The sequence below is a fragment of the Paracoccus aminovorans genome (assembly GCF_900005615.1).
Taxonomy (GTDB): domain Bacteria; phylum Pseudomonadota; class Alphaproteobacteria; order Rhodobacterales; family Rhodobacteraceae; genus Paracoccus; species Paracoccus aminovorans.
In genome coordinates this window covers 2,643,396-2,657,412 of record NZ_LN832559.1, presented here as the reverse complement: position 1 = coordinate 2,657,412, position 14,017 = coordinate 2,643,396, and the positions used below count along the sequence as shown (strand labels likewise).

General features: G+C 65.6%; 12 protein-coding genes and 1 pseudogene. 4 read left to right on the top strand and 9 right to left on the bottom strand.

Annotation, left to right across the window (positions count from 1 at the left end; translation table 11 throughout):
• The first annotated feature begins 9 nt into the window (after positions 1–9).
• Together JCM7685_RS13235 and JCM7685_RS13230 are read left to right on the top strand one after the other, a co-directional pair.
• Positions 10–489: a LuxR C-terminal-related transcriptional regulator gene (locus JCM7685_RS13235; RefSeq protein ID WP_074971308.1), complete on the top strand. Its 480-nt coding sequence runs from the start codon at positions 10–12 to the stop codon at positions 487–489.
• 125 nt (positions 490–614) lie between these two features.
• On the top strand, positions 615–1,370 hold the full coding sequence (locus tag JCM7685_RS13230; RefSeq protein ID WP_083412992.1) for a major capsid protein: 756 nt from the start codon (positions 615–617) through the stop codon (positions 1,368–1,370).
• Between the two features lie 388 nt (positions 1,371–1,758).
• Here the strand turns inward: JCM7685_RS13230 and JCM7685_RS13225 are convergent, their stop codons facing one another.
• From JCM7685_RS13225 to JCM7685_RS13200, 6 genes and pseudogenes are all read right to left on the bottom strand, one after another.
• Entirely contained in the window at positions 1,759–2,328 is a 570-nt protein-coding gene (locus JCM7685_RS13225) for a phage virion morphogenesis protein (protein ID WP_074971326.1), read from the bottom strand.
• A 122-nt stretch (positions 2,329–2,450) separates the two neighbouring features.
• Positions 2,451–3,383: an IS5 family transposase gene (locus JCM7685_RS13220; RefSeq protein ID WP_100526019.1), complete on the bottom strand. Its 933-nt coding sequence runs from the start codon at positions 3,381–3,383 to the stop codon at positions 2,451–2,453.
• Between the two features lie 65 nt (positions 3,384–3,448).
• Positions 3,449–4,155: pseudogene (locus tag JCM7685_RS20345) on the bottom strand (IS5 family transposase); the annotation flags it as partial.
• 127 nt (positions 4,156–4,282) lie between these two features.
• Positions 4,283–5,152, bottom strand: a complete 870-nt coding sequence (locus JCM7685_RS13210; protein ID WP_074969499.1) for a carbon-nitrogen hydrolase family protein — start codon at positions 5,150–5,152, stop codon at positions 4,283–4,285.
• Positions 5,149–5,730, bottom strand: coding sequence for a GNAT family N-acetyltransferase (locus tag JCM7685_RS13205; protein WP_074969497.1), 582 nt, complete (start codon positions 5,728–5,730; stop codon positions 5,149–5,151). The genes JCM7685_RS13210 and JCM7685_RS13205 overlap by 4 nt, the downstream gene beginning before the upstream one ends.
• Complete coding sequence (locus JCM7685_RS13200; protein WP_074969495.1) at positions 5,727–6,131, bottom strand: ketosteroid isomerase-related protein; 405 nt, start codon at positions 6,129–6,131, stop codon at positions 5,727–5,729. Before JCM7685_RS13200 ends, JCM7685_RS13205 begins: the two co-directional genes overlap by 4 nt.
• Before the next feature lie 154 nt (positions 6,132–6,285).
• Between JCM7685_RS13200 and JCM7685_RS13195 the strand changes: the two genes are divergently transcribed.
• Positions 6,286–7,662, top strand: a complete 1,377-nt coding sequence (locus JCM7685_RS13195) for a phosphohexomutase domain-containing protein (RefSeq protein ID WP_074969493.1) — start codon at positions 6,286–6,288, stop codon at positions 7,660–7,662.
• Here the strand turns inward: JCM7685_RS13195 and JCM7685_RS13190 are convergent.
• Both JCM7685_RS13190 and JCM7685_RS13185 read right to left on the bottom strand, forming a co-directional pair.
• Positions 7,659–8,336 (bottom strand): ABC transporter ATP-binding protein, encoded by a 678-nt coding sequence (locus tag JCM7685_RS13190; protein WP_074969491.1) that lies wholly within the window; start codon positions 8,334–8,336, stop codon positions 7,659–7,661. The genes JCM7685_RS13195 and JCM7685_RS13190 overlap by 4 nt on opposite strands.
• Before the next feature lie 3 nt (positions 8,337–8,339).
• On the bottom strand, positions 8,340–9,950 hold the full coding sequence (locus tag JCM7685_RS13185; RefSeq protein WP_074969489.1) for a capsule biosynthesis protein: 1,611 nt from the start codon (positions 9,948–9,950) through the stop codon (positions 8,340–8,342).
• A 147-nt stretch (positions 9,951–10,097) separates the two neighbouring features.
• Between JCM7685_RS13185 and JCM7685_RS13180 the strand changes: the two genes are divergently transcribed.
• Entirely contained in the window at positions 10,098–10,850 is a 753-nt protein-coding gene (locus JCM7685_RS13180; RefSeq protein WP_074969487.1) for an ABC transporter permease, read from the top strand.
• On the opposite strand, the gene JCM7685_RS20550 is transcribed toward JCM7685_RS13180, so the two are convergent.
• Positions 10,847–13,936 carry a calcium-binding protein gene (locus JCM7685_RS20550; RefSeq protein WP_074969485.1) on the bottom strand — a complete coding sequence of 1,030 codons (3,090 nt, stop codon included), beginning with the start codon at positions 13,934–13,936 and terminating at the stop codon, positions 10,847–10,849. The genes JCM7685_RS13180 and JCM7685_RS20550 overlap by 4 nt on opposite strands.
• Between the last annotated feature and the right edge of the window lie 81 nt (positions 13,937–14,017).

Here is a 14,017-nt window from a genome sequence, read left to right as displayed (position 1 = left end):
AGGATTGGCATGAACAGCAAAGCCGTCAGGATGGAAGAATACCAAAGCAACTGCCCGGAAGGCGCGATGGCTTACATCGCCGACATGCTGGGCGCGGGCCTCCGCGACAAGATGGTCGCCACCATGGGCGGAACCTCCATCAAGATTCCGACGCGCATCAAGGCGCTGACCGACGAGCACCCCCTTGTTCGCAATCTTGGGCGGCTCGACGCGGAGGAGCTGGTCGCCATCATGCCGGGCGAGTCCTTCTACATCCCGAATGGTTCAGCCAATACCGGGAGGCGTGACGCCGTTCTTGCCCTCATCACCGAGGGCAAGAACAACCAAGAGGTGGCCCGAATTCTCGGCATTTCGGAACGTATGGTTCGCCGGCATCGCTCGCGAGCCGGTCTGAATGGCCACGAGCTTGCCACACGTTTCGGAGTGGGGTGCCAGAAGCTTGCCGCCTTCATCTCCGACACATCTCCCCGCCAACTTGCGGCTCAATAGGCCCGGAGCGCGATCCTAACAGGGGGTTAACAGGGCTTCCCCCTCATTTGGCACCCCTGGACAGCCCCGAACGTCTCCGGGCCGCTCCACGGCCCGGAAATCAGCATCCAAGGAAAACAGGCAACATGAGTGGATTGAACAGCCGCACCGCCCGCGTGATCGACCCGGTTCTGTCGGGCATCGCGCAGGGTTATCGCCACGCGCAGCGCGTCGGGCATATCCTCTTCCCCCGCATCGACGTGCCCCAGCGCGGTGGCAACGTGATCGAGTTCGGACGCGAGAGCTTCTTCAACTACAAGGCCCGCCGCGCGCCGGGCGCGGACGCCATGAACATTCAGTTGGGCTATGAGGGCCGGCCTTACAGCCTCGACCAGTATTCGCTGGATGTGCCGGTTCCGCGTGAACATGCCGAGGAAGCGGAGGTTCCGGGGATCGACCTGGGCAAGCGCGCGGTCAATACCGCCATGGACACGCTGACCCTGACGCTGGAAATCGAGCAGGCGGAGCTTGCCTCGGACCCGGCCAGCTACACCCCTGCGAACCGGCTTGCGCTGACCGGCGGCGACCGCTGGGATAGCGACGACAGCGATCCGGTTGGCGACGTGGAAGCCGCCAAGGATCAGGTGCGCACCACCTGCGGGATCGAGCCGAACCGCATGGTGATCGGCAGCAAGGGGTTCATGGCGTTGAAGAACCATCCCAAGATCGTGGAACGGTTCAAATACACCACCGCCGACAGCATCACCGCCAAGATGCTGGCCGGGCTCTTCGACCTGGAGGAACTGGCGGTCGGGAAAGCCACCTATGTGGACAATACCGCGCCCGCTATTCTGAACCGTTACACCGCGCTTGGCACCCCCGTCACAGAGGCCGTGGGATAGATCTGTCCGGGGAAAGGGGAAATCCGGCCATCAACTCTTTGGTGCAACAGAGTCGGTAAAAATGCGCGGTTTCCGAACTTTCACCGCGCATGCAATCGACATTGGGGCAGCATGAACCGCGCATCTGCTAACATCCAGCCAGCATTGAAGAAAGGCCGTCAGCGGGGCGCTCTGTGGGTGCCGCTTTCCGGGGGGGCAAAAGCGAAGGGAGTTTCGGAAGTGAGTTGCTACCTTGCGAAACCAGTTCCGAAACACACAATATGAACAGGTTAAGCTCCGCTTTCGCGCTGTTTCTCTGCCGAGGTTTCCGAACTGGCACGGCGCAGCCTGCTTCGTGATTTCAGAATATTGTTCCAATATTCAAATGATATTAGGAATATTTTTCCGATCAGCCCAAGCCGAGCCAGTCACCGGCTATGTCAAGAATATCCTGCTGATCCACTGCCGATATGCCGAGGAAGGGCCGCGCCGTGATTGTCAGCTTATGCGCGGATCGCTGGATCGTTTCGGTATGGTTCGCCGCCTTCTTGGACACGAACCTGCGGCCGATCTCGCCTTTGCGGTTGCGCTTCAGGTAGAGCGTCTGTTGCCGGGCCGGCATGTCGATAGTCCCGCCCAGCTGATGGATTGCAGCATACGGCGAAGGCGATCCAATGCGCACATCGTCATTGCTGCTTTCCGCGCTGATCGAGCCGCGAAGCCAGCCGTGATCGCGCAGGATGCCAGCGGGTGACTTCCCTCGCCGGATGCGGCTCTTGATCGTGCCGGGCTTGAGCGGCGCCCATTTCGTTCCGTCCGGCGCCGTGTCCAAGTCGAACCTGCGCCCGGTCGAAGTCATCAGGTGTTCGCCGACCTGCTCAAAGAACGGCCGGCGGTTGTCCATTTTCTGGATAAGGGCCCGAAGGCGCTGCCGTGCGCCCTCGGAATCGAACTCGACCTGTATACCGATGCCGCTCATGCCCGGCCCTCGCTCACCCGCGCGACCGCTTCGGCCACGTTGATGGTGGCGACGGTATCCCTGACGCGGACTCTGTTGCACCAAAGAGTTGATGGCCGGATTTCCCCTTTCCCCGGACAGATCTATCCCACGGCCTCTGTGACGGGGGTGCCAAGCGCGGTGTAACGGTTCAGAATAGCGATACGGACCTGAAGCTCGGCGACCTGTCGGTCAAAGTCCCGTGCCATGAGGCGCTGACCCAGCAGTTTCACACAGTGCATCTTCGTCTCGACGCGGCTTCGGGGGTGGTATCCACTCCATCGTCGCCAGAGGGCACGACCGAGGTATTTCGATGCCCGCAGAGCCTCGTTTCGTGCGCCCGCGCCGGCGGCGACTGTCTTCCAGGGTTTGGCGTTCTTGCGGGGCGGAATGACAGCGTCGGCGCCGCGGTCAGCGATGGCATCGTGGCATTTGCGGGTGTCGTAGGCGCCGTCTGCTGTGACGCGGCCGATCTGCTCGTGCGCCGGGATCTGTTTGAGCAGGTCGGGTAACACCGGCGCATCGCCGATGTGGCTCCCTGTGATCTCCACCGCCCGAACCTCCAGCGTTTCCTCATCAATCCCCAGATGGATCTTGCGCCAGACGCGCCGTTTCGGGCCGCCATGCTTGCGGGCGTGCCACTCGCCTTCGCCCTCGACCTTGATGCCAGTGCTGTCGATCAGCAGGTGCAGCGGCCCCTTGGACCCGCGATACGGTATGTTCACAGCCAGGGTCTTCTGGCGACGGGACAGGGTGCTGAAGTCAGGCACCGTCCAGTCGAGACCAACCAACTGCAGCAGGCTCTCGACGAAACCAGTCGTCTGCCTGAGCGCCATGCCGAAGAGCACCTTCATCGAAAGACACGTCTGAATGGCGGCATCGCTGTAGGTCTGCTGGCGGCCACGCCTGCCTGTCGGCGCGGCATCCCAGCTCATCTCGGGGTCGAACCAGATCGTCAGCGAACCCCGGCGCTTGAGCGCTTCATTGTAGGCTGGCCAGTTCCGGGTTCTGTATGTCGGGGATGCGGGTCGGCTCATGCAGACCAGCTACCGTACGGGTTTCATCAGATGAATCCATGACAGGATTTGTGCAACAGAGCCCCCCTACAGCGGCCGAAGGCATTCTCGATGCGATATCGCTTGCGGTAGAGCCGCTTGTTATATCTGGCAGGTTTCTTGCGCTTCTTCCGAGGCGGGATGCAGGGGCGGATGCCACGATCCCTGAGCCGTCGCGCAACCAGTCGGCATCATACGCCTTGTCGCTCAGAAAGCGCCTGGCTGTCGCCAGATGGCGCACCACCACGAGGGCACCCGATTGTCGGCCATCTGGCCGGGAGAGCGGAAGACGTCCAGCGGGCGTCTTTGCCGTCGCTGAGCATGTGCAGTTTGGCGTTCAGGCCACCTTTCGTGCGCCCTATCGCCCGCGGCCGATCCCGTCCGTCGGGAAAACGATCCACTGGATCGTTTCCTGATCCTTGGACTTTCGAAGGCTGGCAGCGGTGCGGTGCGTCTTCATGAAGGTGCTGTCGATCATCAGCGTGTCGCCCTGGCCGCCGGGCTGCGCCAGTTCCTGGAATAGTCGCGCAAAGATGCCCATCCTGGACCAGCGGGCTAACCGGTTATACAGAGTCTTGCAAGGGCCGTAGACAGAAGGCGCATCCTGCCATCGCAGCCCATATCGCTTGACGCAGATGATCCCGCTCAACACCTTACAGTCGTCGGACCGCACCCGTACTTTGGGAAAGAAGGGCCGAAGTCGCTGCATCTGCTGCACACTCAGCCAGAAGTATCGATTGTCTCGCTTGCACATGATCCGCGTGGATCACTCAACCCCCTAGCCTGCAACAGAAAATCATAGGGGTGGACCCTAAGGCATAAGGCCATTCAATTGCCGGAAAGCGCAGAAATCAAAGACTCCTTTGGGCTTCAAGTAGCCCTCAGTCCACCATCCGCACGCCCACCGTCTCGCCCCAATGCGCAAAGGGCAGCACCCGCCCGTTCCGTCGGCTTTCGGCCACCAGGTCCAGATCCACGCTCGCCTTGACCCAGCCCGGCGCGTCCATCGCGCCCTCGGCCACCACGCCGCTTTCGGGCCACAGCCCGTCCGGCGGCGCATAGATCGCCGCCGCGCCGCGATTCTCGTCGATGGCGGGGTTCCAGTCCACCTCGCCTACGGTCGGCGCCTGCACGACCACGCATTGGCTCTCCAGTGCCCGGGCCATGGCGCCGATGCGGACGCGATTAAACCCCGCAACCGTGTCGGTGCAAGAGGGGGTCAGCACCACCTCGGCCCCCGCCTCGGCCAGCGCCCGGCCCAGCAACGGGAACTCGCTGTCATAGCAGATCAGGACGCCCAGCCGTCCCACGGCCGTGTCAAAGACCCGCAGGCCGGGGGCGCCGACGACGTCCCAATCCTCGCGCTCGAAGCGGGTCATCACCTGCTTGTCCTGATGGCCGATCCGTCCCTGCGGCCCGAACAGCACCGCGCGGTTGACCGGGCGCGGCCCCTCGAACGCCGGCCCCGAGGCAGCCAGGATGTGCACCCCGTGTCGTGCCGCCAGTTCCTTGTGCAGCGCGTCGCGGGCGGGCTCGTGCCGGGCGACCTCATGCAGCGAAGCCTCCAGGTCGCCCGCCACCGCGCGGCCGCCCAGCGAGGCCAGTTCCATGGCGCCATATTCGGGAAAGACCAGCAGGTCGCAATCGGCGGCCTCCTGCACCCAGCGGGCGATCTTGGCGCGATAGGCGTCGAAATCCGCCAGCCAGTCGAAGGGATAGGCGGCGGCGGCGATGCGGACGGTCCGGGTCACAGCGTTTTCATCCAGAATTGCAGGGGCTTGCGGGTCGGATCGTCCTCGCCGATGTCCTTCCATTCGAACTCGGCCACCACCCCCGGCAGAGGCGCGTAGCCGCGCTTGCGCCAGAAGCCGTCCAGCGGGCGATAGTCCTGCGGATGCAGCGGATGGTCCTCGGGCCGGACCACGCGGCAGAAGGTGCAGAAGCGCCGTCCCAGGGCGCGGGCCTGCGCCTCGCGCCCGTCGAAGAAGGCGTGGCCGAGCCCATGGCCGCGATAGTCCGGCAAAAGCACCGATTCCGCGCAATAGAAGATCTGGTCCAGCGGTTCGGAGCGCGCGGCGAAGGCGGCGGCAAAGTCGCCGGCGTGATCCTCCATCGGCGCGCCGGTCGAGGCGCCAATCATGCGGGCACCGTCATAGGCCGCGACCACCACCGCGCCGGGCGACTGATAGGCGCGCAGGTAGTCGCGCTCGTAATCCAGGTCGCCGTCGTAGAGATAGGGCCAGTCGCGGAACACCGCGATCCGCAGCCGCGCCAGGTCGTCCAGCGCCTCGGCCACGGCGTCCCCGGTCAGGATGCGGGTCCGGATCATTCGCCGACGACCTGCCGCGTCCAGTCGGCGAGGTTGTAATAGGTGGTCACGCGGGCGATCTTGCCATCGCGGATGGTGAAGAAGGTGCCGGCGGGCAGGACGTAGGTCTGGCCATTGGCCTCGGGCAGGCCCTCGTCGGTCGCCAGATAGGTGCCGTTGACCACGAACTCGGCCGCCGCCCGGTCGCCTGCCTCGTTGGCGAAGATCACGATGTCGGTCAGCAGCTCCTTGTAGCTGTGGGTCATATGGGCGTTGAACTCGGCGAAGGCGGGTTTGCCGCGACGGATGCCGCCCTCGTTGACGTGATGTTCGACCTCGTCGTGCAGATAGGCCAGCATCTCGTCGGTGCGGCCGGCGTTGAAGGCGTCGTAATAGGCGGCGATCAGGGCCTTGGTATCCATGGGCATTCTCCTTGTTTCGTCCGGTCTAGCGCGGCGGGGGGCTTGCGTCACCCCGGCCCTTTGGCGGAGGCGTTAACCCTTCTGCAATGCTGACGCATTATTCCCATCGCCGGGCGGCTGGTGTAGCCAAGGGCGGCAAAGAAGGGGATGGGACATGGCTGAGGCGCGACGGATCGACTGCTTCAAGGCTTATGACGTGCGCGGCCGGCTGGGGACCGAACTTGACGCGGACGTCGCCTGGCGCATCGGCCGCGCCTTCGCGCAGGTGCTGGGCGCGCGCGAGGTGATCGTCGGCCGCGACACGCGCGAAACCTCGCCTGAACTTGCCGCGGCGCTGATCCGGGGGCTGAACGAGGGCGGCGCCGATGTGCGCGACCTGGGTCTTGCCGGCACCGAGGAGATGTATTTCGCCACCGCCCATTTCGGCGCCGACGGTGGGATCGAGGTCACGGCCTCGCATAATCCGATCGACTACAACGGCATGAAGCTGGTCGGGCGCGGTGCGGCGCCCCTGGACCCCGAGGGCGATTTCGCCGCCATTGCCGAACTGGCGCAATCGGGCGCCTTCACCGAAACAGGGCGCCGGGGCGAGACGCGGGACTTTCCCGAGGCGCGCGACACTTATGCCCGGGCAATGGCCGATTTCGTCGATATCGCCGCGCTGAAGCCGCTGACCGTGCTGGTCAACGCCGGCAACGGCACCGCGGGGCCTACCTTCGACACCGTCGCGGCCGAACTGGAACGGCGCGGGGCGCCCCTGCATTTCATCCGTGTCAACCACGATGCCGACCCGAGCTTTCCGAACGGCATCCCGAACCCGCTGCTGCCGGAAAACCAGCCGATGACGGCGGATGCGGTGCGGCAGCATGGCGCCGACCTGGGCGTGGCCTGGGACGGTGATTTCGACCGCTGCTTCTTCTTCGACGAGAACGGCGATTTCATTCCCGGCGAATATATCGTCGGATTGCTGGCGACCGCTTTCCTGGAAAAGCACCCGGGCGAGAAGATCGTGCACGATCCGCGTGTGGTGCTGAACAGCCGCGACATGATCGCGGCGGCGGGCGGGCAGGCGGTGCAGGCCCGCACCGGCCATGCCTTCGTCAAGCGCGCCATGCGCGAGTCGGGCGCGATCTATGGCGGCGAGATGTCGGCGCATCATTATTTCCGCGACTTCCACTTCGCCGACAGCGGCATGATCCCTTGGCTGCTGGTGACCGAACTGGTCAGCCGCAAAGGCGTCAGCCTGGGCGCGCTGGTGGCCGAGCGGATGCGGGCCTTTCCCTCTTCGGGCGAGATCAACTTCCGCCTCGGCGATCCCGGCGCCGCCATCGACCGGGTGGTGGCGCATTTCGCGCCGCAGGCGATTCGCCGCGACGACACCGACGGTATCAGCCTGGAGTTCGCGGATTGGCGCTTCAACCTGCGCCGCTCGAACACCGAACCGGTGGTGCGGCTGAACGTCGAATCGCGCGGCGATGCGGCGCTTGTGGCGGCAAGGCGGGCCGAAATCGAGGCCCTGCTGGCCGGTTAGTCGCCCACGACCACCTTGGGTACGCGCAGGATTGCCTCGTGATGGGCGATCGCCTCTTCGAGGTCGTCGAAGACGGTCAGATGGCCGTGTTCCAGCACGGCGCCCATGGTGCACATGCTGCGGATCATGGGCATGGAGTGGCTGACCACGATGGCGCCGGAATTCGCCATGCGGTCGCTGAACACACGTTGCGACTTCACCCGGAAGTTGGCGTCGCCGACGCTGGTCACCTCGTCCACCAGATAGGTGTCGAAATGGATGCCCATGCTGGTCCCCATCGCCAGCCGCGAGCGCATCCCCGAGGAATAGCTGCTGAACGGCTGGTGGTAATGCTGGCCCAGCTCCGCGAAATCGGCGACGTAATCGACCAATTCGTCGGTGTCGACGCCATAGATCCGCGCCACGAAGCGCACGTTCTGCGCCCCGGTCAGTTCGCCGTGGAAGCTGCCCATGAAGCCCACCGGCCACGAGATCGTGCCGTTCGACAGCACCCGTCCCGCCGTGGGCGAGACGGTGCCGGCGATCATCCGCAGCAGCGTCGATTTCCCCGCGCCATTGCGGCCCAGAAGCGCCACCGAGGCGCCGGTCGGAAAGACCGCGTTGACATTGTCGGCGACCAGCGTCCGACGGCCTTTCAGCCGATAGGCCTTGGTCAGGTTCTCCAGCCGGATCATGGCTCAGCCGCGGTCGCGGATGCTGTAATAGATCAGGACCAGGATCGACCAGCCGGCCAGCAGCATGCCGGAGACCATGAACAGCAGCCACAGCCGGCGCGGTTCGGTCGAGCTTTGCGCGACCTTGGGCTCGATATGCGCGGCGAGATAGCGCGACTGGCGCTGCGCCTCGGCCATGGCGGTCTCATAGGCGATGCGGGCGGTGCGATAGGCGCCCTCGGCGAATTCGCGGTCCACCGCCAGCTTTTCGTATTCGGCCATCAGCTGGGCATAGCTTTCACCGGCCGGCCCCTGGCCCTCGGCGCCGAACTTGCTGCGCTCTTGATCGATCAGCCGGCGCAGGGCGTCGATCTTTTGCTGGGACTGAGTCACGCGATGGTCGGTCGGCTGGGCGTTTTCCAGCAGCATGTCATGGGCGACCAGTGCCTCGGCCAGTTGCGCCTGAAGCCCGCTCAGCACGCCCATCTGCCCGGCCAGGTCGGCCTGCGGATCGACGATCTGCGACTTCATGCGAAAGGCGGTCATCGCCTGTCGGGTCGTGGTCAGTTCGTCCCGGGTCTTGTCGAGTTCCAGTTTGGCCAGCCGGGTGGCGTCCTCCTGGGCGATGGCCGAAAGCTGGTTGATCTTGTCCGAGCTCTGCTTGAACACCGCGGCGGCGATCGCCTGGGCGTCCTCGGCGCTGAAGGCGCTGACGTTCAGCGTGATCAGCGCGGTCGAGCTGTCGTAAAGCACCTTGACCTGGCGCTGCCAGTATTCCGTCAGGTCCTCGACATGGCCTTCGGGATTGAAGGCAAAGACGAAATCCCGCGGCCAGTCGCGCGAGAAGCGCGACCGCAGGTCGAGATCCGAGTCGATCTTCTCGACCATGTCCTGACTGCGGATGTATTCGTACAGGATGTCCGTGTCCGAGGCGGTGCCGCTGGCGCCGGTAAACGAGGAGAGCCCGCCCAACAGGTCGATCGAGGGCGCCGCCTGCTCCTTGCGGACCGAAAAGCCGACGGTCGAGACATATTGGTCGCTGGCCCGCGCCCACAGATACCAGGCCCAGAGCAGCGTCGGCAGCACCACCAGCAGCAGGAACGAGGCCAGCATTAACCAGTGCCGGCGCCGCGGCTGGGCCAGGCCGACGGCCGGACGGACCGGCTGCACGGGCGTGGGCGGCACGGCGGGCACCTGCCGGCCTGCCGGCTGCGCCACCGCTCGGCCCATGGGTTTCACCGGAATCGGCTGGCCCTGGGCCTGCGGGCGCACCGCCAGGGGCTGCTGGGTGCCGGTGCCCTGCGGCCGTGCCCGGGGCGGCTGGCCGGTCGCGGCTTGCGGTCGCGGCTGGTTGGGCTGGCCGGAACCCTGTTGCGTCTGCGGCTGGGCCGGCCGTTGCGCCGGTTGCGCCGCAGGCTGCGGCGGCCGCTGCACGGGCGCGCCGGCCGGGGCCGGCTGCGCCTGGAACGGGCGGTTCGGCTGCGGTGGGGCCGGCGCAGGCTGCGCCTGATTGTCGGCCTGCGCACGGGGACGGGCCGCCGGATCGGGTGCGGAACGCGCGGAGGGTTGCTGTTCTGCTGCCGGCTCGGCCGGCGGGCCGGCCTTGGCGCCGGCCGGGTTCAACGGGGTGGTCACAGCAGTTGCGCTTTCGCTGGTTTACCTTTTCCGCGCAGTTGTTACATATTGCGGCTCGCCAAGGCCAGCATTTGCGTTCACATGTCCGACATTCCAGGTGAGATCAGACCTCCGCAGCGTCCGTCCAAGATCGGGCCGCGCTTTCGCATGATGCGCATCATCGTGGCGCTGATGCTGCGCGAGATGGCGACGACCTATGGCAAATCCGCCGGAGGCTATATCTGGGCGGTGCTCGAGCCGGTGCTGGGCGTGGCGCTGCTCTCGCTGATCTTCAGCCTGGCGCTGAATCGGCCGGGGCTGGGCACGAATTTTCCGCTGTTCTACGCCACGGGCTTCCTGCCCTTCGCCATGTTCAACGACCTGACGAACAAGGTTGCCAGCGCGATCCGCTTCTCGCGGCCGTTCCTGGCCTATCCCAGCGTCACCTTCATCGACGCGATGATCGCGCGGGTGCTTCTGAACGCGCTGACTCATACGGCGGTGATCGCCATCGTGCTGATCGGCATCTACGTGATCTTCCAGCTGCCGGTGGTGGTGAACCTGGCTTCGGTCTTCGAGTCGCTGCTGCTGGTCGCGCTGCTGGCGGTGGGGGTCGGCACCCTGAACTGCTACCTGATGACCGCCTTCCCGATATGGGAGCGGATCTGGCAGATCCTGACGCGGCCGCTGTTCCTGATGTCGGGCATCTTCTTCACCTATGACCTGATGCCGACGCAGGCCCAGAACTTCCTGTGGTACAACCCGCTGATCCATTGCGTCGGCCTGATGCGGCAGGGCATCTATCCGACCTATCAGGGCAGCTATATCAGCCAGGGCTACGTCATCGGCATCTCGGTCGCGTTGCTGGTGCTGGGGTTGATGCTGCTTGAGCGCAGCCATCGCGACCTGCTGGAGCGCTAGAGCAGCAGGTCTCCGGCCCCGATCGTATCCAGCCCCGTCAGTTCGATGGTCAGATCGGCGCGGCCGTCGCCGTCGAGGTCGACAAGCAGCCGGCCGGCACCCGGCTGCGACAGGTCGGCGCGAATCTGGCCCGCGGCGGAAAAGGTGTCCGTCCCGATGAAACTGAGGTTCAGACCCGAGAAGTCGATGCGGTCCAGCCCGGTCTGGAAATCGGTAATCAGGTCGAGGCTATCGTCGAAATTGTCCAAGCCGACGAAGACGAAACTATCGGCTCCCGCCCCACCGGTCAGGGTGTCGTTGCCGGCGCCGCCTTCCAGTCGGTCGTCGCCCGCGCCGCCGCCCAGAACGTCGTGACCGCCGCCGCCCCGGAGCGTGTCGTTGCCGTCGCTGCCGCCGAGCAGGTCGTCCCCGTCGCCGCCATCCAGAAGGTCGTTGCCCAGCCCGCCGAACAGGGTGTCGGCGCCAAGCATGCCATAGAGCTGGTCATCGCCGTCCTCGCCGACGAGATAGTCGTTTCCGGCGTCGCCCCAAAGCGTATCGTTGCCGGCGCCGCCGCGCAGGCTATTGTTGCCCGCCTCGCCAAACAGCAGGTCGTCGCCGTCACCGCCCAGCAACGTATCATGGCCGTCGCCACCGCGCAGCACGTCGTTGCCGGCCCCTCCGTCGAGCAGGTCGTGGCCCTCGCCGCCAAAGAGGCTGTCATTCCCGAGGCTGCCGTAAAGCGTGTCATTGCCGGTTTCTCCGGCCAGAAAATCGTCGCCCGCGCCGCCGTAAAGGGTGTCGCTGCCCCCGCCGCCAAAGAGGCTGTCGTTGCCGGTTCCGCCGGAAAGCAGGTCGTGCCCTTCGCCGCCAGACAGCATGTCGGCCCCGGAATCCCCCCAAAGCGTGTCATGGCCGTCGCCGCCGTACAACTTGTCATCGCCCAGGCCGCCCTGCAGGAGGTCGTGGCCTGCGCCGCCGTAAAGCGTGTCGTTGCCGGTGCCGCCGTCCATGCTGTCGTTGCCGGCCCCGCCGCTCATGTAGTCGTTGCCGGCGTCGCCGATCAGCGTGTCGTTCCCCGCCCCGGAAACCATGCTGTCGTTCCCCGCCCCCCCGGACAGATAATCGTTGCCCGCACCCGAAATCAGCGTGTCGTTGCCATTGTCGCCGCTGAGCCGTCCGGCGGCATTGCCGATCCTCAGATAGTCGTTGCCATTCCCGCCCCAGAGCGTGTTGTTGCCCAGCAGATCGATCAGCCGGTCGTTGCCGTTTTCGCCGAACAGCCGGTCGTTGCCGGCCTGCCCCGACAGGATGTCGTCGCCTTCGCCGCCGTAGAGCGTGTCATCGCCCGCCCCGCCATAAAGCTTGTCGTCGCCGTCTCCGCCAAGAAGCCGGTCGTTGCCGGTCAGACCGAACAGCGTGTCCTTGCCGGCACCGCCGCGCAGCGTGTCGTGGCCGGCGCCGCCGTTCAGCATGTCGTTGCCCACGCCGCCCAGCAGCAGGTCGTTGCCGAGATAGCCGAAGACCTGCGAGCCGTTGCGCGCGGCGCTCAGCGTGTCGTTGCGGGCGGTGCCATGCACGACGGTTCGCATGTTCGGCGCGGCGTAATGGCTGATCGGGAACAGCGAATTGTCGAAGGCGCTGGCTTGCAGCATGGTGTTGTCTTTCGTCATGAGGAAAATCACCGAGTTTCCGTAAAATATCTTGATGCCGAAGGCCTGCGGGCGGAACACCAGCTGGCTGGTGCTGCGGATCATGCCCAGCAGTGACAGGTCCAGCCGATCCACCCCCAGCTCGAAATCGGTGATGGTGATGCGGCCGTTGACCTCGGTCACGGCGAAGACGTCGGCGCCGGCACCGCCCGTCATGCTGACCGGGCTGCTGCCCGAGATCAGGATGTCGTCGCCGTCGCCGCCCAGCATCTCGGTCGTGCCGGCGCTGGCCTGCATCATGTCGCTGCCGTCGGTGCCGCCCTGCACGCCCGCGCCGACCACCCGGGTCAGGCCGATCCCGCCCGGCTCGAAGACGAACTGGGTGATGCCGCGCTCGGTCCGGGACGAGACGAAGACCGCGATCCTGCCGTCGATCACCGTGGCCGAGATCGCCGAGACACCCGCCAGCGTCCGGTCGTCGGTATCGGCCAGCGTCGCCAGATGCAGCAGCTTGCCGCCGGGCATGACGGTAAAGACGCTGATCCCGTCGTCGCCGCCGCCGACGAAGACATAGGCGCGGCCGTCCATCTGCACCGTCTCCAGCGCGGTGGCGCCGGCAAAGCGGGTCGTGCGCTCGTCCACGATGTGATCGACGGGCAGCAACTCGCCCGCATAGGTCAGCCGCATCATCGTCAGGGACGAGCTTTGCGACGCGGCGATGACCACATAGGTCACGCCGCCGACCGTCACCGAGTCGATATGGCTGGGCTGGTCCATGCCCAGCCCGTTCCAGGACCACAGCATCTGCGCGCTGCCCAGAGACCCGTCGGCGTGGATCATCTGCACCGAGACGTAATTGCCCATGCCCGAGGCCGCCAGGATGAAGCTGCGGTCGGCCATGGTGGCCACATGCATGGCGTCGAGTTCCGTCCCCTGCACGCCGGCACCGACCGGCAGCTGTGCGCGCGTCACATGGCTGATGCCGCCGTCCCCGCCCACCCGCCAGACATCGATGGCGGTCTGCCCGTCGCGGGCCGAATACAGGAAATTGCCCAGGGGCGTGCGGAACTGACCCAGCTGGATCAGGTCCTGAGGCAGCACGCCGGGGGTCAGCGGCGCCGCGCTGTCCAGGAAATCGCCTTGCCCGCCCAGCCGGATCGCGGCGCCCGAAGCGTTGCGCAGTCCCGTGCCCAGCAGCACGGAATCGCCGCCCAGATCCAGGACGGCCGCGCCGGGGACGCCGGCATAGCCCGCCGCCGCCGGATAGGCCTGGGCGCTCATGATCTGGATCGGCTGCTCGGCGCCGGGGATGCGATAGGCCGCGATGCCGCCGCCGAGATGGGTCGTGCTGTAGAGCGCGTATCCATCGGGCCCGGCATGAGTCTGCAAACCCGTGATATTGTTCACGAAGGCTGCGTCGGTGCCGGCATAGGTGGCAATGTGGCGGTAACGCATCGCGGGGGTCGCTTGTGGCAGGTGGTGGTGGTGCACGGGACAATTCCCGGTTGCCTAACAAAGCGATAATTCCCGTAATCG

What these genes read in the sequence shown, in the direction of transcription:
- JCM7685_RS13225 (WP_074971326.1), bottom strand. Translation starts at nt 2,328, where the DNA reads ATGAGCGGCATCGGTATACAGGTCGAGTTCGATTCCGAGGGCGCACGG.
- JCM7685_RS13235 (WP_074971308.1), top strand. Translation starts at nt 10, where the DNA reads ATGAACAGCAAAGCCGTCAGGATGGAAGAATACCAAAGCAACTGCCCG.
- JCM7685_RS13180 (WP_074969487.1), top strand. Translation starts at nt 10,098, where the DNA reads ATGATGCGCATCATCGTGGCGCTGATGCTGCGCGAGATGGCGACGACC.
- JCM7685_RS13205 (WP_074969497.1), bottom strand. Translation starts at nt 5,730, where the DNA reads ATGATCCGGACCCGCATCCTGACCGGGGACGCCGTGGCCGAGGCGCTG.
- JCM7685_RS20550 (WP_074969485.1), bottom strand. Translation starts at nt 13,936, where the DNA reads ATGCGTTACCGCCACATTGCCACCTATGCCGGCACCGACGCAGCCTTC.
- JCM7685_RS13195 (WP_074969493.1), top strand. Translation starts at nt 6,286, where the DNA reads ATGGCTGAGGCGCGACGGATCGACTGCTTCAAGGCTTATGACGTGCGC.
- JCM7685_RS13220 (WP_100526019.1), bottom strand. Translation starts at nt 3,383, where the DNA reads ATGAGCCGACCCGCATCCCCGACATACAGAACCCGGAACTGGCCAGCC.
- JCM7685_RS13190 (WP_074969491.1), bottom strand. Translation starts at nt 8,336, where the DNA reads ATGATCCGGCTGGAGAACCTGACCAAGGCCTATCGGCTGAAAGGCCGT.
- JCM7685_RS13230 (WP_083412992.1), top strand. Translation starts at nt 615, where the DNA reads ATGAGTGGATTGAACAGCCGCACCGCCCGCGTGATCGACCCGGTTCTG.
- JCM7685_RS13200 (WP_074969495.1), bottom strand. Translation starts at nt 6,131, where the DNA reads ATGGATACCAAGGCCCTGATCGCCGCCTATTACGACGCCTTCAACGCC.